Here is a 20,657-nt window from a genome sequence, read left to right on the forward strand (position 1 = left end):
AGATATATCTCCTTTTCCTATCAACATTATCATAAAATTAGCTAATATAAATACTAAATTAGCTTTGAACATTTAATAAAATTATTATTCAGCATCCCACCACATTCTTGTGGTTAATAAATCTGGCCCTTGGGCAGATACAGCTGCATTATAATTTTCTGTATTTGTAACTGCATCAGCAGTATAATATGTCAACCTTCTTGGTATGGTACCGTTAGTTACATTACCTGGGTAATTTACAGGTGTTAATACAGGGAATCCTGTTCTTCTCCAGTTAGCATAAGCTTCATATTCATCTAAGAAAACAGCTGCCCAATACTGAGTATTTATTTGCTCTAATGCATTAGCTGAATCATAAGGATTAGCTAATAAATAAGCTGAAATTTCAGTATCACTAATAGCTGCATCTGGTGAATATAGCTCTAAATATTTCATTGCTGCAGTAACACCAGCATTGTAATGACTTGCTGCGTCACCTCCTGCAAGTCCCCAACGAACAGCTGCTTCTGCCAACATAAACTCAACCTCTGCATACGTTTGGAAGAACATTGGTGCATCTTCTCCTTGAAGGAAGTTTGAATTTACCTCAGAGTATGTCGTCATATCAGCACCTCCTGAATAACCAACTAAAGTTGCAGAATCATACCCATTAGGCAATCCTTTTTGTACTGCAGGATCATCATTTCCATCAGGTAAAGCCGCATAAACTCTCATACGAGGGTCTCCTTGTAAAAAGTCTAGGAATGTTTTGCTTATTCTTGAAGAACGATCTGCAGAGAATACTTCTCCGTTAGCATTTTGAACGATTCCGTTTCCTTGCTGATGTATTACATAAGCTATGTCATCATTAGATGTCATAACACCTCCTGATATAGCTGTTGTAGCCCATTGTTGTGCTAATGCTGGATCAACTTTTACAAGTCTTAAACTTAAACGTAACATCATAGAATAAGCCCATTTTTTCCATTTAGCTTCATCTCCATTATAAAGAATATCTGCAGTACCCAATTCGCTTGTTCCACTACCTAAAAGTGCAGCAGACTCATTAAGCTCATTCAGCATATCATTGTAGATAAATTCTTGACTATCGTAAGCCGGTCTCAAAATACCACTTATATATGCCTTACCAGCTTCACTATATGGAATATCTCCATACAAATCAGTTAGTCTTTGATAAGCAAATACCCTAAGGATTCTTACCATGGCATATTCTGGCGTATCGGTTTTTTCATCAGTTTCCAATTGCGCCTTTATATCCTCTATTGATTTAATAGTTTGTGGATATTGTGCTTCCCAATAAGCGCCTGCATAACTTGTACTTAAAGTATATTTATCTCCATTCCAGTAACCTTGTGTACTAGCCAAATGTTGAATCATTACGGAACAATAAATAAAATTTCCTCTCCAAGTTTCGTAACGTTGACCTGCCGTATATAAAATAGCTTTTGGAAATTTGTATTTCACATCTATCTGTGTCGCAGCAGTTGGATCTATATTAATATCTTCAAATCCCTTATCACATGACGTGGTAATCATGAATATTGAAAATATTGCTAAATAAAATATTTTTTTCATAGTATTCTTTTTAAAATTTAACATTTAAACTTAATCCATAGCTTCTTGTAGAAGGAAGACCAAAACGCTCTAATCCTGCTCCATAAGTATTATTAAATGCAGATTCTGGATCAATATTTTCTGTATGTTTCATAATGTAGAATAAGTTTCTAGCTATAAAAGAAATATTGATGCTCGAAATAGATGTATTAGATAATAAACTAGATGGGAAATTATACCCTAAACTAACTTCTCTAAATTTGATAAAATCGGCATCTTGCATATTTGCCTCAGCAATAGAATAAAGTTTTTGATAATAAGTATTTACATTCGCAGCTGGGATAGTCGTTGAAAAACTGTTTCCAGATTCATCTACTCCACTAACTGCCAAACCATTTTCTCTACCAACCAATGTGTTTTTACTATATCCATAATAATTAGCATAAGCACTTGTTCCAGAAAAAATATCAGCTCCAAATTTTGCATCAATTAAAAAATTAAGATTGAAATTTTTATAATTGAAATTATTTGTAAGACCCATACTATATGGCGCAACACCATTTCCTAAAAATGCGTTTGGACCAACAGTTGGAGTTCCATCACTGTCATACTGTACTTGTCCTTGATCATTTCTTACAAACGTTGTTCCATAAATAGCCCCCATTGGTTTTCCTACAAGAGCACCAGACTGAGAATTTACACCATAAGATTCATCTCCTGAAAAGAATGGATTACCATCATCATCAGTTTTAACAACTTCATTCTTATTATAACCAAGATTATATGTAACATTCCAACCGAAATTATCTGTTTGTATAGGAGTTCCTTTTAATAAAAATTCAATACCTTTATTTGTTACTTCACCAATATTAACAACCGCTGAACTATACCCTGTAGTATTAGAAACTGTAATTGGAACAATATCATCAGTTGTTTTATTTGAATAGTATGCTAAATCAAGACCCAATCTATTATTGAAAAATTTAAGATCTAAACCAAACTCATATTCAGATTTTGAATAAGGTTTTAAGTCTAAATTTGGTAATTGACTTTTCGAAATACTACCTAAAGATATGCTAGGTCCTGTTGCTGTATAAGTATCTGTAATACCATAAGCTAAAGACAGTGAGTATGGGTCACGTGCGCCACCTCCAATATCTGAATAACCAGCACGAAACTTACCATAAGATAACCAATCTGGCATTTCAAAAGCATCAGAAAACAAGAAGCTACCACTTACTGATGGATAAAAATATGAATTTGGTGCCGTTTTACCCGCTAGTGACAACGTTGAAAACCAGTCATTTCTACCTGTAATCGTTAAAAACAAGTAATTATCATATGATAACTCTGTAGAAAAATATAATGAACCTTTTTTTGTTTGACCTAGACTGTAACTGTAATTTTTATTTTCAACATTGGAGACATCTTCTAATGTTGTTATTACAAAATTTTGACCATTTAATTCTAGTCTTTCATTTGTAAATGAATTGCTATTAGCTCCTAATATAGTTTTTGTTGAGAACTTATCTCCAAAATCTTTATCAATTCCTAACATGAAATCTGCATCAATCGTTTTAACATTATAGGTCGTTTCGGTCATGCCTCCTAAATTTTTATAGGCAGTTCCATAAGGTTCTATATTTGTTATTCTTGCGGTAAATTGATCGATACCTACTCTACCTAAAGCATATAACCAATCTGTAACATTATACCTTAATGTACTTGAACCAATAAATCTGTTCTTTTTACTCTCATTACTGAATCTGTAAGCAACAAAATATGGGTTTTGGTGGTAGTTGCTACCAGTAGATATTAAAAGTTCTGAACCTACTTGGTTATAACCAGGTTTAGGAGTTAGTCCATTTACAGTAGTCCCTTCTTCATAAACACCTGGTTTATAGTCCAGAACATTTATGTTGGCAGGTGATAAAGCCACTGTAAAATTGCTATTACCAGGAGAATCAGCTAACCTAGGTCTATTATGTACGTTTTCTAAAATATACTTTCCACTAATATCTAAAGTTAATTTATCAGTCAGCTGAACACCTCCATTTAAAGAAAACGATTTTCTATTTAGTCCAGAATTAGGCGTAATATCTTTATTAGTTAAATCTGTTCCAGAAAATCTTAAATTAAAACCTTCTCCTGCTTTACTAATAGCTACCGTATTTGTTAATGTACTGGCTGTTCTATAGAATTTATCTATATTATTTCCAGTATAACTATAGGGTCTGCTTTCCCCATCAAACTGAGGTACGCTAGAACCATCTAATTTACCTCCCCAAGCATACAATCCAGCATCTAATGCCTCTAATTGACTAGTTGGTTTTAGACCATTATTACCTTGTCCATATTCTTTTTGAAAATCATAAAGACCTGTATTAACTGTCTCCATTAAAGCAGAACCTGAATACTCAACTCCTAATCCTTTTTGGTTTTTACCTGTTTTTGTAGTAATTAAAATCACCCCATCAGACGCAGCAGACCCATATAATGCAGCAGCTGCACCACCTTTTAAAACACTTATACTTGCAATATCATCTGGGTTAATACTTGAGATACCATCACCAAAATCTGATCCTCCCCATCTACTTGCAGAACCAAGATTTTGATTGTTAATTGGAATACCATCAACAACATATAAAGGTTGATTAGTTCCACTAACTGAAGAAGCGCCACGAATAACAACATTACTAGTACCTGCTGGACCTGTCGCAGAACCAGTGATATTTACCCCAGCAACTTTACCTTGTAAAGAATTAATGGCATTTACCTGCTTCACATTAGAGAGTTCTTCTCCGCCTACTTCAGTAAGAGAATACCCAAGTGCTTTACTTTCTCTCTTAATACCTAATGCTGTTACAACAACCTCATCTAAAGCCTCTGTATCTTCCGATAAAGCGATATTTAAAGTTGTTGAACCAGTTAATAACACTTCTTTCATAGCGTATCCAACATAAGTAACGACTAAAGCTGTAGCGCTATTTGGAACTTGAATACTATAGTTCCCATCAAAATCTGACGAAACACCGGTTGATGTTCCTTTAACAACAATACTTGCTCCAAGTAATGGAATTCCACTAGAAGCATCAGTAATCGTTCCTGTTACTGTAGTCTGTGCTTTGGCATTCTGAAAAGAGAATAAACAAAAAACAAACAGCAGTTTTAGCACTTTTTGAATCATAAATTTCATTTTTGAGTTAATAATTTTGGTTTTAACACGTTAACTTTAAGTTAATAGTATGTTAAATCTAAAAACCTAGAAGGTTATAATTAGCATTATTTCGACCAATAACAGGTTTAAAAAGGCGTTGGGATGAATTTCTTTTTTCTGCAATATAAATTGAGATGAATGCCATTATTAAAATCATTCAAAAACGTTGCAAAATCCTACTCAAATTCAACAACCTAATCAAATATAACTAGTTTCCCTAATTTAATTTTTTTCTAGATTTTAGTGTTTTTTTGACTTTTTAAAGAATAGACCGCTATGGATTTTAAATCCATAGTTTTTAACAAAATAATGCAATTCTTTTTCAAAACGACTCTAGTATTCAATTCCCTTTTACTATATTGAGTTCTTACTTGTTAGTTCAAGATATTCCTGAACCATCTATCTCATCAGTTGAACATGCAACAAAACTAAAACATTTATAGAAACAAAAGTAACTACAATAAAAATGCAGTGTTTAACATTTAACTTGAAAAGAAATACTAACAAAGTATTTTAAATTAACGAAAGGGAAGGACTAACATTTATCATGTTTACGTCTTTATTCAGAAATCATAATGATCTGTAGGATATTAAGTTCCATTTTAAAGTAGTAATAGCTAAATTGGAGCGGGATGATATATAGAAGATTACTGTTTATTAATTATAGATGCCATTTGATTCAAAAGACTTTAGAAAACACTTTAAGCGAAAGATATCAACATCTGCTTTTATAAACATAATGAAAATATACACAGGTATGACTATTTTGATCAAGAACTATGTGGCTTAGGATATGCCATCAAACGTAGCAATGTCTGGATGGATAGTTATGTGAATTGATTTTTTTTTTGAGCTATTGACCAGTTAAAATCTCTTTCAAACGATGAGCTACAATTTTCACCTGTTCAGTTTTTAATAATACAACCCCAATGTTTATGATTTTATCTCCGTTTCTTTCTGTTTTACTGCAAACAATACTAGGAGTTCCATTTTTCAACTGGTTATATATAGTATCAGCAGTTAATGAAGATTTTTCCTTGTCCCAAAACACATCTACCGTAGGGAAAACATTAGCTCTTCCAGTTGGGATGTAAACTGCGGTTTTTACTCCTGGAACCTTTTCTAGAACCATACTTATTTGTTGTGTGCGCTTTAACCACATGCCCCATTCTTCTTCATGATCTTTTGCCAGATAAGCCTTAAGAGCGGCATACATACCAAAAATCTCTTCTTTATTAACCTTCATAGGTCTTCCTATAGGAGCTTCGTGCGGACTATAATTAAGTTTCGCAGCGTCTATTAAAGCTTTTTTACCAAAAAGCAAGCCAGAACTTTGTGGTCCTCGTATCATTTTACCTCCTGAAAAAGTTACTAAATCGAAACCCATTTTTTGATATTTAAAAAGGTTTTCAACGGGAGGAACATCTGCGGCAGCATCAATAAAAGTTGGGATGCTGTGTTTTTTTGAAATGGCAATAAATTGTTCATGCGTAATACTATCCTCAATACCGTACCAAGATTCTGCTGCATTAAAAAATAGAGCCATGACCGTATTTTCATTTATAGCTGCTTCCATTTCCGGAACGTTTTCTACCTCTATGATTTTTGCACCAGTAGTTGTAATTGCCTGATCAAAAACATAACGGTGATTTTTTTGCATAATAACTTCAGGTCTTGGACCAGGAAGATTTGGAATTTGCTTTCTTTTTTCAGCATCCATTCCTGTAATTGCTGCTGCAGTTCCTAAGACCAATGCACATGCCGCCCCTGAGGTAACCATTGCGGCTTCACACTCTAACATTTCGGCAATTTTTACACCTACTTTATCCTGAAGTTCGTACATATCAGCAAAATCATGCGCTGTTGAATTGATGGCTTCAAGAACCTCTGGAAGCATCAAAGAGCCTGATAAAAAAGTCATTGTTGCTGCCGCATTAATGACTCGCTTAACGCCCAATTCTTCAAAATAATCTACAGGTTTTGTTTTTACTGGTGTCGTATTTAAAGGGCTAGCATTTAAAATAAAGCTAGAGGGAATCAAGCTACCAGCAATAGGTAGTACCGTTAAGGTTTTTAGTAGGTGTCGTCGCTTCATAATTTAAAAATTACCACGTTCTTTTTTCCATAAATTGGTTGATCTCATTCATTCCCATAGGGATGTCACTTTTAGTATCCTTGATCCATTGTAAAAAATGCTTCTTTATGGCGGGAGTCCATTCGTTATCAATCTGACCCGAAGCGTATATATTTCTTTTTAACATGGACTGACCAAATTCATCCCTGAGAGCTATAAACTCTGCTGTTAAAACTACTTTTTCAACTAAATGCGCAGGTATAAAAATAACGCCTTCTTCTTTTGCCAAAACCAAATCGCCTGGCATAACTATAGCATGGCCAATACGTATAGGCGTATTTAAACCACCGAGCATCACGTTTTTAAGATAAGTAGGATTCCAATCTTTGACAAAGGCATTAAACCCATCTATTTCCGACAAGCCTTCTTTGTCTCTTGAAGCTCCATAGAAAACAACTCCCTGTCCCGTTTTAGCATAAATAGCATTCCCTAGATTATCACCTATAAGAGTGCCATCTAGTGTTTTACCAAAAGCATCTGCCACATATACATCCCCGTTTTGTAGCACCTCAATAGGCCAAGAATTTGTATTGCCTTGTCTACCTTCTTTTTCGCCCCTTTGTTTAATCTGTGTGGCTACATCTGGACGGCTTGGCAAGTAAAAGGCTGTTACTGCACGTCCCACAATAGGAGTCGTGTTCAGTGCTTGCCAGTCACCTTCATATTGAGAAGGATAACCTTCATTATTTAAAATTTGCCAAGCAACATCTATCGATATGCTTTCTGCTCTTTTTAATAAATCATCTGAAATTTTAGGGCGCCCATTTTCAAATCGTACTCCTTCCCAAGCTTTTGTTAAGTAGATTAATTCTTCTTTATTTATTTGTTGCGCTTTAACACATAAACTGAATGACACACAAGAAAGTAGAAGACAAATGCATTTTTTTAGTACCATATCCTTAATTTATCGTGTTTGTTGATCCCAAAGCGTACTGCCCAATCCATTCAGGTCATATACAATTTCACCTGCTCTTATGGTCATTTCGCATTGAATCCTCTTATCTCCTTTCATTTTTTCACCCGAACTGTCTATAAATCCAAAATCTCCCTTTTGAATAGATAAAACAGTAATATCTGCGACACTGCCTTTTTCTAATGTACCTAGTTCTTCATGATGGATCACTTGCGCTGGACGCCAAGTTGTAGCTTTAATAATATCCGAAAGAGGCATGTTCAGGTTTAAGAATTTTGACATCACATTAAGAATATCTTTCATGCCTGAGTTCATACTGCCCGTATGCAGATCTGTACTTATCGTATCGGGGTAAAAGTCTTCCTCAATGGCAGGAATTGCCTGAGCAAAGGCAAAACTTCCACCGCCATGACCAACGTCGAATATAATGCCCCGTTCTCTTCCTTTCACAGCATAATCGTATAACTTTTGGGTTTTAGGATTTATGAGCGTCATACGCACACTGCCTAAGTTGGCGTACATATGGGTAAAGATATCTCCTGGACGCAATTCTTCAAGCAGAAGCTTGGTAAGAGACAAAGGCGGGTTATGGCCTCCAAAATCAATCATCACAGGAACATGCGCCAATTCCCCTGCTTGTACAGCGCGCTCAATGGGAATCCATTCCGCTCCAGAATAATGTGCTACTTTTATACCTACAAGTTCTGGGTTTTGTTGAATGGTCAAGGCAGTCATCTGTGCATCCATATCACTTAAATTCTGTTCCCATACACCACCGCGCATGCCTTCTCCAACAATGTTCAAAAAAGCAAGGATACGGGTTTTTGAATGTTTGATAAACGTATTTTTATATGTTTCAAAATTTCTCCAGCCAGGGCTCCCAGCATCTACAGATGTGGTTACACCAGATCTAAATGTAAAGCCATCTGGAGGAAGGGCTTCAAAACCTTCGCTCAAGTAATGATTTTCTTTAGTCCCAAAAAAATGATGGCTGTGCAAATCTATAAGACCCGGAGTTACATAAAACCCTTTTAGATTGATTACTTTCTTAGCTTTTGAAGGTGCAATATTAGTTGCTATCGCTACAATAGAATCATTTCGTATGGCGATATCCAACACCTTTTCCCCGATCCCGTCTTTGGGGTTGATCACAGTTCCCTTTTGAAGCAATAAATCATAATCCTGGCTATAAGCCTGCATGCATACTGCAAGCATAAAACAAATGAAGCTATTAAGATTCTTATTTTTTAGGCTTAGATACATTTCTATGTTTTTTTATTTAATATCTCGAAAAGTCTGGACGCAACGATACGTTCCTGACCAGGCTTAAGCATCCAAGTTGTTATACTGACTGAATTTTTACCTCCCCCAGCAATTTCAATGGAAGGATGCCCTTTACGTAAGGCCTCTTTAAGTTCATCCCCAGTAATTTTAACCTTTTTGTTATCCCAATCGAGATGTAAAGTAGGAACAACGTTTGCTAACTCGGGTACGACAGTTTTTGAGTTGAGACCAATGATAGGATCCACACTGGCTTTGATATGGTTTATCTGATTCTCCCATAGTTCCCAGTCTTTTTTGTGGTCTCTATTGAGAAAATCTTCAATAGCGACAAGCATTCCTACAATCTCTTCTTTATTTACTTTCATACCACGACCCACCGTTTCTCCAAATGGAGGTGCGTTTAAGCGAGCTGCATCGATATATTTCTTTTTGCCCAAAAGGACCCCCGCACTTTGAGGTCCCCTTAATCCTTTACCGCCCGAAAAACAAACCATATCAAATCCCATTTTTTGATATTTGAAAAGGTTTTCTACCGGAGGGACATCAGCAGCACAATCTATCATCGTAGGAATGCCGTGTTTCTGACAGATTTCTAAAACTTCAGCCCACTGTATCTCGCCTTCATAGTTCAAGAAATTAACAAAGTAGTACATGGCCGTATTTTTGTTGATCGCTTTTTCAAGCTCTTCTTTAGTATCAACATAAACCACTTTAACCCCGCTTACTTCAATAGCATGGGCGTATTCAATAGCGTGTTTGCGTTGCATGATTACTTCACTTTTAAGCCCTGTGCCTTCTATATGTGGTAGCAGGGCAGCTTTCTTAGGGTCTGTACCTGTAAGTGTACCGGCTGTTCCCAAGGTTATTGCTGATGCTGCACCAGAAGTTACGGTAGCCGCCTCACATTCCAAAAGTTCTGCAATACGAGCACCTACTTTATCCTGCAGCTCGTTAAGGTTTACAAAATCATCAGATGTATTTCGAATGGCCTCCACAACTTCAGGGCGCATCAATGACCCGGTCATAAAGGTATAGGTCCCTGCTGCGTTGATGAATGTGCGAACGCCCAATTCTTTAAAATAATCCCTGTTAACTGCGTTAGCCTCTACATTATATTCATTTTCAGCAGGTTCAACCAAAAAATCCATCACATTTTTAGGCAAAACAGCCACTGCAACTGGCAGTACTGCCAGTTGCTTTAAAAGTTTTCTTCTAGTTCCCATAAGTTTATTTTAGTGCAGCGATACAATCAATTTCTACCAAAGAATCTCCAGGAACCCCTCCATAAACGGCCACAGTGGTACGTACAGGTGGGTTTTTTCCGAATTTCCCAAGGTACACTTCATTCATGGCCTTGTAATCATGCAGGTCTGCCAGATATACATTTACCTTAAGTACTTTTTCCATTGAAGACCCTGCCTTTTCTAACTCCTTTTTTAGTTCATCGAGCACAAATTCCGTATGATCTTTTATATCTCCTTCAAAGTGAGCTCCTTTACCAGCAACATATACCAGCCCATTGTGTACAACAGAACTTGAAAAAAGTGGGATTTCCTGATCCTTGTCTTCTTCCCTTCTGTTTCTTACTATTTCACCAGTACCAGTGTTTGAACTGTTAACAACGAGATTTTTACCAAATACAGCTGCGCCAGCTAATCCAAATACCGATGTAACTATGGTACGCAATACATTTCTTCTTTGATTATTCATTATCTATGTTTAATTAATTATTATTATTCAATATCCCACCATATACATGTCGTGAACACCTCTTCCCTCTGAGCAGCTAAAACGGTATTATAACTTTATGTATTTACACCCACTTCACTGGGTGGATAAGTTAACCTTCTTGAGATTGTAACATCCCTTCTATAATGGAACATAAACTAACAAGGGTTAATGGTTTATTTCAGAGCCACCAGTATCTTCAATTAGAACTCCTGCAATGGACTTTTTTTGTTATCCCTTTACAAACAACTACGCACCCAAGGGTAATGAAATTCAATTAAGATTTGTAATTACTAAGATTACTGTAGTTTGTACCTTGGTATTATGAAACCTGAAAAAACAAACATCTGTTTTAGTACTTCTTGAATCAAAAATCTAATTATCTACTAAATATAAAAATCTAAAATGTTATCATTTTTATTATTTCGACCAATAACAGATTTAAAAAGGCGTTGGGGTGAATTTATTTTATTTCTAATAAATTATTGAATAAAATAAGGGCTTTTTATAAAAAATTGAATATTATTTTCATACACAAAGCCATTTTAACAATAATAATTCAAATAGTAATGTTTAAAACTTAGATGCTAGCAAGTCTCTATTATCTTGGTGAATCTTTATAATCAATTCACCAAATAATGTATTTGCCCAAGCAAACCAGTCTCTAGAATAATTAGTTGGATTGTCTTTATCAAAACCTTCATGCATAAAACCTGTTTCTGCATGGGTCGTTTTTAACATTTTTAGACATTTAACAATTTCATTGGTATCTGTACTTGTCAAGGCTCTTAAAATGATGCCCATTGGCCAAATTTTACTTTTCCCTGTATGAGGGCTTCCTTGTCCTTCAGCATAACTTCCTTTTAAAAAGTATGGGTTATTATCACTTAATAAAAATAGCCGTGTGTTTTTATATATCTCATCCTGTGGTTTGTGCGCTCCTAAATAAGCTAATGACATTAATGAAGGAACATTAGCATCATCCATAAATAATTTATTACCAAAACCATCGACTTCGTAGGCATAGATTTTACCAAAGTTTAAATGCTCTGAAACTGCAAACTCGTGGATAGCGTTATCAACCTCCTCTGCCATTTGTGAGCATGTCCTTGCAAACTCATTGTTATTAAATACCTTTATATAAATAGTTTCTAGCTGTTTTAAAGACAATACCGCAAAAATATTTGATGGGATTAAATAAGGAAATAGTGTTGAATCGTCTGAAGGTCTAAACATAGAACAAATAAGACCGTTTGGTTTTACAGGTCTTCCTGTTCCTCCAAATGGCGGCGAATCTATTACCGAGGTCGTTTCTCTACTAAACACATACTTAGATTCATTCTGTTTGCGTTGCTCTGTTTTAAAGGTTTTAACAATCAACCGCATGGACTTGTCAAAATCATCATCAAAAATGGAAGTATCTTTTGTTATTTGATAGTATTCATTAGCCAATCTAATCACGTAGCATAAAGAATCAATCTCCCATTTACGTTCGTGAACTCCTGGCAACATGAGGGTTTGATCGCTTTTCCATTCCGATATTTTAGTTGTGTCTTTATAAAAGGCATTGGCATACGGATCCAACAACACACATTTTACCTGTCTGTTAATTAATCCTTGTATAAGCTTTTTAAGTTTTTCGTCTTTATTAATTAACGGCATGTATGGCCAAACTTGTGCTGTAGAATCTCGCAACCACATGGCATCGATATCTCCTGTAATAACAAAGGTATCTGGTTTGCCATCAATCATTTCAAAATCGATGGTTGTATCTAACGTGTTTGGGTAACAATTCTCAAAAAGCCAAGCAATTTCGTCATCTTTAATAACGGCTTTCACCTCTTTAATTCGTTGTTCTACAGCTTCGCTTACAAATTTTCTATCTGCTAGTTTTGGCCTCTTACTCTCAAATTTGTTTTGTGAAGCCATTATCATATTTTGAGCCATTACAAATGTTCCTACTGTAAACAATGAACTTTGAACAATAAAATTTCGACGTTTCATAATGTAGAACTACTTAATTTCAATTTCTGCAAAAACTGGTAAATGATCTGAAGGATATTTGCAATCTTTAGAGTCACTCAAAACAGCAAATTTTTGTACTTTTATATTTTCTTTACTTGTGAAAATATAATCAATTCTGTCGGTTACAGGTTTATTATATTTAAAACCGTTATAAGTTCCTGAAGGTCCGAAGGGTTTTGCTGAACTAATGGTTTTCGAATCGTTTAAAGCTTGGGATAGATATTGTATTGGAGTACTTTCTGGTTTTAAATTAAAATCTCCCATTAACACTATTGGCAAGTTTTTTTTATTGAATTTATTAATTTTATTAAGAATAAGTTTAGCACTCTGTAATCTAGCTTCGTCACCAATATGATCAAAATGAGTATTAAATACCCAAAATTGTTGATGTGTAACTATATTCTCAAACAAAGCATAGGTACAAATTCGTTCCATGGAAGCATCCCAACCAACTGATATTTTATTTGGAGTTTCAGACAGCCAAAACGTAGCTTGTTTTATAGGTTTTAGCTTTTTTGAATTATAAAAAATAGCGCTGTATTCTCCTTTGGTTTTGCCATCGTCTCTACCCACGCCTACATACTTATAATCAACAAATGTACTATCTATATAAGCTACTTGATGATGTAAGCCTTCCTGAATCCCAAAGACATCGGGGCTGTAAAAAGCAATTTGGTCACATAAATAATCTTTTCTTTTTGACCATTGATTTTCTCCATCAGCCGAATTATCATATCGAATATTATAGGTGATAAATTTATACGTTTGCCCATTCATTGTTAATGAAAGACTTATAAAAGCTAAAATGAAACACATCGTGTTTTTCATATCTTATTGGTTTATTGCTATAAATCGAATAGCTTGTCCGCCACCTGGGGCCAATTTAAGTTCTAGACTACTCTTAAAATCAACCTCTTCTTGAAAAATATTTATCTCTTGTGGATTGGTTTTCCAATCGGTATTTAATCCATCTGCATAAATTTCGGCACGGTATTTTTTGCCTTTATCTAAAAATGATAATGTTACTTTTATGTTCCGTTTATTTTCATCGGTTATACTCCCTAAAAACCAATTATCACTATGCTTATCTTTTCTTACCACAGTAATATAATCACCAATTTTACCGTTTAAGACTTTTGAGGTTTCCCAATCGACACCCAAATCTTCAATAAACTTAAAAGCAGGTTGGTTTTCATAATTTTCAATGACATCTGAAGCCATTTGTAAAGGACTGTATAGCACTACAAATAACGCCAACTGTTTTGCTAATGTTGTGTTTACCCTAGAAGTACCATCGTCCAAATCATTCCATTTAACTCTGTTTTTAGCGTTTCTATACAATATATCAAAAGTACCAGGAGTATAATCAATAGGACCAGCTAATCCTCTGGTAAATGGTAATATTGTATGATGATCTGGCGGATTTCCAGAACTCCAAGCATTCCATTCCATCCCTCGAACCCCTTCTCTTGTCATCATATTTGGATAGGTTCGTCTAATCCCTGTTGCTTTTATGGGTTCATGGGCATCAATCATAATATGATATTTTGCTGCAGTTGTAACCACCTCTCTATAATGATTTACCATATACTGACCATGATGATATTGCCCTTTGGTTTGTATACCTCCAGCATATCCTGTCTTAACCGTTTTAACACCTAATTTATGATACATTGAAAAAATTTCATCAAGATGATCTTGAAAAGACTGTGCTGCTCCACCCGTTTCAACATGTCCTATAAAATTTATGTTTTTAGCAGCTGCATATTGTGTAACTTCTTTTAAATTAAAATCCTCATAAGGCGTTACAAAATCAAAAGCATCCTTTTTGCCCCAATTTTCCCAACCAGTGTTCCAACCTTCTACCAAAACACCTTGTATGTTATGTTTGTGAGCAAAATCAATATACCTTTCTGTATCGATAGTATTTGCACCGTGTCTTTCTCCTAAAGTCCATGTCTGTGTCCCCAAATGCATTCCCCACCAAACACCTATATATTTCATGGGTTCTATCCAAGATACATCTTTAATCTTATTGGGTTCGTTTAAATTCAAAATCAAATTAGATTCAACTAATTTATCTGCACTATCCGCTATTTGTATGGTTCTCCATGGCGACAACATAGGCGCTTTTCTTTTTACCTTAACCCCATCTGGCCATGGCACTAAGTTACATTGAAATGATAACGCTTTATGTTTTGATTGCAACAAAGTCATTCCTGCATAATCTGTTAGGTTAGCCTCATGAATGCTTGCAAAAAAACCATCAACTGTTTCAATAGTTATTGGCGTATTTGCTGAAGCAATTTCAGATAATGGTGCTTTTTTATATAACATTTCATAAGAATCAAAATTAGCTGGTGTATACCACGCCGTATCATTTTTTGAAAAATTAAACTCTGTTAACTCTTTAGAAATAGAAATACTATCTATGTTTTCTTGTTCAGGTATTTCGTATCGAAACCCAACTCCATCATCATAAACTTTAAAAATGAGATTCATTTTTCTTTTTAAATGACCTCTTTCTTGCAAGTTTACTGTCAATTTGTTAAAATTATCGACTATATCTTTGTTTTCTCCCCAAACTTGAGACCATACTGTATTTGAATGGCTTTTTTGAACCCCTATAACTTTGAAGTTTTTATTCAATGATTGAGCTCCTTTTAGTTCAAACCCTAATTTTGAAGGCTTAATAAAAAGCGAATCTTTATAGTTAATTGAGTATTGAGCAGATTCGCTTTCCACATCAATAGTCACTTCAATTTTACTGTTTGGAGAAACTACTTTTAATACTTTAGTATTATTGCAACTTATGAGTGTTATTAGGAAAATAATGAATATAATTCTCATTTTAATACTGTAAAATTAGTTTTCAATACATCTGCTAAATTCCCTCCAACCATCACCTCAAACTCTCCAGGTTCGACAACATGTTTCATCTCTCTATTCCAAATGGCAAGTTCTTCCGAAGTCAGAACAAATTCAACATGTTTTGTTTCTCCTTTTTTAATAAAGATTCTTTTAAAGCCTTTCAAAGTTTTTAAAGGTGTTGTTACGCTACTATAAACATCATTTATATATAATTGAACCACTTCATCGCCATCAAAGTCTCCTGTATTTTTAACATCAACACTAACTTTAACGTTGCCATCTGGTTTTATTACTTTGGTATTTAATGCAAGGTTTGAATATTCGAAAGTCGTATAACTTAATCCATAACCAAACATATAGAGCGGATTCTCGCTTTCGCTCACATAACGATGAATTGCCGAAGGTTTCTGGTTGTAATAAATAGGTAATTGTCCAACCGATTTAGGAAACGTAATAGGAAGTCGTCCTCCTGGGTTATAATCTCCAAACAAGACATCGGCTACTGCTTTTCCGCCAGCTTCACCAGGAAACCACCCTTCTAAAACAGCAGGAATATTATCGTTTATCCAATTAATAGAAAGCGGACGACCATTTAATAGTACACAAATTACAGGTGTCCCTGTTTTTTGAATGGCTTCTATTAACTCTTCTTGCATGCCATGTAAATCTAAGGTAGCAACATCTCTATTTTCTTCCACTAATTCATTCGATTCTCCCAAAACAACAATAGCAACATCTGCTTTTTTAGCAATTTCTATGGCTGGCTGAAAGTTTACTTTTTCTAAATTCCAACGTAAATGAGCTCTGGCTCCCCATCCACCTTCCCACATTTCGATGCGGACTTTGTATTTTTTACCTGCTTCAATATTTTTAGGAGTTGTAACGATGCTTGTAGCCCCTTTTGTCCAGTTGTCAATAACCAATACATCATCAACCCACATTCTAATACCGTCGTCTGAACTTAATCCCAACCAACCATCAAATGACTTGTCCGATTTAATATAACCCGTCCAACGAATAGAAAAATCATCATCTGTAACGCCATCACCTGGCGACCATGGCCAATCAAATTGCAATTGACTATCAATACGCGTTAATGCTGGGCTTCCTTCTAAATTTCTGTTGTTAAAATATTCACCTTTTAAGCCGTTTTGAGCTTCATCTGGTGTAAACAAATACTTTGATTGAATAATTTGTCCTTTTACAATTAAAGGAACGCCTTCCTCATAAAGCACATTGGTATTTGCACCAACAACTTGTTTAACCCCCTCTAAAACTGTGGTTGCTACTTTGTTTTTAACCGAATAACCTCCTAATCTTGAAGCATCTGCATTTGGGCCAATGACTGCAATTGTTTTTATGTTTTTATCTAACGGAAGTATGCTATTTTGGTTTTTTAATAGAACTATGGATTTTCGCCCAGCTTCTAGAGCAATGTCTTGATTTTCTTTAGAATGAAATCGTTCTTTGATTAGGTTTTTATTTGTGAACGGATTTTCAAATAACCCCAATAGAAATTTAAGTCGTAAAACACCACCTGCTGCACGGTCTATATCGTCCATAGACAATTTACCTTCGTTAACTAAATCTATAATGGTTTGTTGCCAAAATTCATTTGAAAAATCATAGAATTGCATATCGACACCTGCCGATACGGCTTGCCTGATACTTTCTTTAGGAGAATCTGCCACATAATGTGTGGTTTGAATATATTTTATAGCACCTAAATCGGAAACCACAATCCCTTTAAAGCCCCATTCTTTTCGTAAAACATCGGTTAATAACCAGTGATTGGCAGCACAAGGAATGCCATCTAACTCAGAATACGCACACATGGCACCTAACGCACCGCCTTTTGTATATACTTTTTCAAATGATGGTAAAAAATCTTCACGAGCAGTTCGTTCTCCAACAATAACTGGCGATGAATTTCCGCCCGCTTGCGGGTAACTATGTACAGCAAAATGTTTTGGTTCTGCAATAATAGACCTATCAGAAGCTAATGTATCACCCTGCATGCCTGCAACCATTGATAACCCTAGCTCGCCTGCTAAGTACACATCTTCACTTAAGGTTTCGGCAACACGCCCCCATCGTGGTTCTCTACCGACACCCAACACAGGTCCCAACCCGAAATGAACACCGTGTGTTCTGGCTTCTGTACCTATAACTGCGCCTACTTTTTCCATTAAATCGGTATCCCAAGTGGCACCTAACCCAATATTCATGGGGAAAGCGGTACTGCCATCATCTAAATAACCATGAAGCATTTCGCACATAATAAGCGCAGGTATTCCCCATTTGCTATTTTTAATGACATCTTTTTGAAGGTCATTAATCATTTTTGCAGAGCGTGGATAAAGGTCATGGATAGCACCTACACCTAGATTGCCAAGTTTTGCTTCAGATTTTGTTTTGGAAAAATCTTCATCTTCTTTAAAATACTCGCCTTTATACATATCCATTTGGCGTACTTTTTCTTCTAAACTCATTCTGCTTAATAAATCTGAAACACGATCTTCAACTGATAATTCAGTATTCTGATATGGGTATTTTTTTTGAGCAAATCCTATGTTTAACAATCCTAAGAATAAAACTAAAGCAACTATTTTCTTTTTCATTATTATATTTTTTTTTAATTCTGAATCACTTTTAAAGTGTTTCCATTTACCAACTCTTCATGAGTAATGAAATAGCTATTATGCTTTTTTCCATTAACCTCAATACTTTTAATTTTTCCTTTATTATTTAACACGCGCTCAATAACTATATTTTTGTTTTTATAGTAATTAGCATCTAATGTGATGGTTATTTTGTTAAACATTGGAGTTGTAATTGTATATTTTGGTTCACCTGGAGCTAAAGGATACACTCCCATCATAGAATAAACCAACCATGCAGACATGGTCCCTGTATCATCATTTCCTGGTAAACCAGCGGGTTTGTTCTGGAAATATTTTTTAACTAAAGCTTGTACCATTTCTTGGGTTCTCCATTCTTCACCTTTTACGTAATTAAAAAGATAAGGATAGGCAATATCAGGTTCGTTTGCCATATCGAACTGATTTTTATCAAAGACCTCTTGTAACTTATTTATGAATTTTTTTGAACCTCCCATTAATTTAATTAACCCATTAATATCATGAGAAAGCATAAATGTATATTGCCATGCATTTCCTTCAATAAAACCTAAGTTTTTTTGAAAATTAGCACCATAATCTGGATTGTAAGGTGTTAACCAAGTACCATCATCGTTTTTGGGTCGCAAAAGATTAAACGTTTTATCAAATAGGTTTCGGTATGAAATAGATCGTTTTGAAAACATTTTATAATCTTGTTCCTTACCTAACTCATTAGCTAAAAGCGCAATAGCAAAGTCTGTTGCATTATATTCCTGTGTGGTTGATACAGAACCACTTTGCGTTGTTTTTGTAGTTAAATACCCTTTAGTTATATAATCTTTTAATCCAGGTCTTAAAGGATTATCTTCAATTTGCGTAGCGCTTTTTAGCATAGCACTATAGGCCTTATTAATGTCAAAATCTCTAATTCCTTTCAAATAAGTATCTGCAATTACAATTCCGGCAGGATCACCAACCATTGTGGTTGTCTCGGTTGCATTAAGCTCCCATTTTGGCAACCAGCCAGACTCATCATAAATTTGCAACATACTTTTTACCATATTTGATTGTTGTTTAGGATATACCAAACTCATCAATTGGTTTAAGTTCCTGTAGGTATCCCATAAAGAAAACGTAGTGTAGCGTGTCCCTTTTGTTTTTAATGTTTCTCTTGTTTTTACTTTAGGATATTCGCCATTGTAATCATTTAAAGTATTTGGGTGAATTAATGTATGGTAAAGAGCTGTATAAAAAATCGTTTTATCATCTTCCGATCCACCTTCTACTTTAATTCTTGATAAATAAGAATTCCATTCTTTTTTTGAATCAGATAAAATATCATTAAAAGTTTTACCATTGGTTTCCTTTTCTAAATTCTGTCTTGCATTTTCAATACTTACATAAGAAACACCAATTTTTAACTCAACAGTAGTTGGTTTTTTAAAATCATAACGCATATAAGCACCAATACTATCGCCTACAACTTCTTTTGTATAACCTTTTTTTAATCTTGTTTTACCATTATAATCCATCCATTGAGCTTCTAAGCCATTATATTTTCTAGGTTTTTTCCATACGCCAAATTCTTTTGCGGTTTCAGAAAAACGAGCTACAAAATATACTGGATAAGCCTCTTCTGCTTTATAATAACAAAAAGACCCTACAGATCGGATCCCTTCAATTTCGGTTGGAGAAACTACTTTTACCATAGCACCTTCTTCATTGGTAAGACCCAAACCTAAATTCAATAAAATATTCGATTTACCTGCGGGGAAATGATATTTACTCACACCAACCCTTGTTGTTGCTGTAACTTCAACCTTTACATTATATTTATCTATTATATTTGAATAATATCCTACTGAAGCAATTTCATTGGAATACGTTGAACCATATTTTACATGATTGGTTTCAATATCTCCTGTTGTTGGCATTGCTAATATGACACCTAATTCTGGACAACCAACACCACTAAGGTTTACATGGCTAAAACCAGTTAAAAAAGTGTTTTCATTTACATAGGGCGTTGACCACCAACGACTATCTTTCTCAAAAGGCAGGTTTTGTAGACCTGAAACATTGAAAGGCGATACATTTACCATACCCCGAACAGCAATAGGGCCAGGATTGGTTGTTCCGAAATTAGAGGTACCTATAAATGGATTTACGTAATCTGCTGGCTGTTGCGCAAACATTGCCATAGAAAGTGTACTTCCAATAACAAAAAGGGCAATGGTATTTTTTCTGAAATTTAATTTCAAAAACATATACTTTAATTCTATGAACAATTTTCTCTTACTAATCATCATT

The 20,657-nt window shown here is 35.0% G+C and carries 12 protein-coding genes; all 12 read right to left on the reverse strand.

The features are described 5' to 3' along the window. Positions 1-84: 84 nt before the first annotated feature. Positions 85-1,575 (reverse strand): SusD/RagB family nutrient-binding outer membrane lipoprotein, encoded by a 1,491-nt coding sequence (locus DKT72_RS08575; RefSeq protein ID WP_111308418.1) that lies wholly within the window; start codon positions 1,573-1,575, stop codon positions 85-87. Between the two features lie 10 nt (positions 1,576-1,585). Beyond that, positions 1,586-4,741, reverse strand: a complete 3,156-nt coding sequence (locus DKT72_RS08580) for a SusC/RagA family TonB-linked outer membrane protein (protein WP_111308419.1) — start codon at positions 4,739-4,741, stop codon at positions 1,586-1,588. Between the two features lie 883 nt (positions 4,742-5,624). Beyond that, the gene (locus DKT72_RS08585; protein ID WP_111308327.1) at positions 5,625-6,866 is read right to left on the reverse strand and encodes an aminotransferase class V-fold PLP-dependent enzyme; all 1,242 of its coding nucleotides are present in this window, start codon (positions 6,864-6,866) and stop codon (positions 5,625-5,627) included. A 10-nt stretch (positions 6,867-6,876) separates the two neighbouring features. Then, the gene (locus tag DKT72_RS08590; protein ID WP_111308328.1) at positions 6,877-7,800 is read right to left on the reverse strand and encodes an RraA family protein; all 924 of its coding nucleotides are present in this window, start codon (positions 7,798-7,800) and stop codon (positions 6,877-6,879) included. A gap of 9 nt (positions 7,801-7,809) precedes the next feature. Beyond that, entirely contained in the window at positions 7,810-9,033 is a 1,224-nt protein-coding gene (locus DKT72_RS08595; RefSeq protein WP_220628105.1) for an amidohydrolase/deacetylase family metallohydrolase, read from the reverse strand. Positions 9,034-9,083: 50 nt separating this feature from the next. Further along, positions 9,084-10,325, reverse strand: a complete 1,242-nt coding sequence (locus tag DKT72_RS08600; RefSeq protein WP_111308330.1) for an aminotransferase class V-fold PLP-dependent enzyme — start codon at positions 10,323-10,325, stop codon at positions 9,084-9,086. A 4-nt stretch (positions 10,326-10,329) separates the two neighbouring features. Beyond that, on the reverse strand, positions 10,330-10,812 hold the full coding sequence (locus DKT72_RS08605; RefSeq protein ID WP_111308331.1) for a RidA family protein: 483 nt from the start codon (positions 10,810-10,812) through the stop codon (positions 10,330-10,332). A gap of 591 nt (positions 10,813-11,403) precedes the next feature. After that, entirely contained in the window at positions 11,404-12,834 is a 1,431-nt protein-coding gene (locus DKT72_RS08610; RefSeq protein ID WP_111308332.1) for a glycoside hydrolase family 125 protein, read from the reverse strand. Between the two features lie 9 nt (positions 12,835-12,843). Further along, positions 12,844-13,683 (reverse strand): endonuclease/exonuclease/phosphatase family protein, encoded by an 840-nt coding sequence (locus tag DKT72_RS08615; protein ID WP_111308333.1) that lies wholly within the window; start codon positions 13,681-13,683, stop codon positions 12,844-12,846. 3 nt (positions 13,684-13,686) lie between these two features. Continuing rightward, on the reverse strand, positions 13,687-15,705 hold the full coding sequence (locus tag DKT72_RS08620) for a glycoside hydrolase family 97 protein (protein ID WP_111308334.1): 2,019 nt from the start codon (positions 15,703-15,705) through the stop codon (positions 13,687-13,689). Then, entirely contained in the window at positions 15,702-18,347 is a 2,646-nt protein-coding gene (locus DKT72_RS08625) for a glycoside hydrolase family 3 C-terminal domain-containing protein (protein WP_111308335.1), read from the reverse strand. Before DKT72_RS08625 ends, DKT72_RS08620 begins: the two co-directional genes overlap by 4 nt. A 14-nt stretch (positions 18,348-18,361) precedes the next feature. Beyond that, a complete protein-coding gene (locus DKT72_RS08630; RefSeq protein ID WP_111308420.1) occupies positions 18,362-20,614 on the reverse strand; it encodes a GH92 family glycosyl hydrolase in 2,253 nt (750 codons plus the stop codon). Positions 20,615-20,657: the final 43 nt, after the last annotated feature.

The sequence above is a fragment of the Confluentibacter sediminis genome, from assembly GCF_003258355.1.
GTDB lineage: Bacteria > Bacteroidota > Bacteroidia > Flavobacteriales > Flavobacteriaceae > Confluentibacter > Confluentibacter sediminis.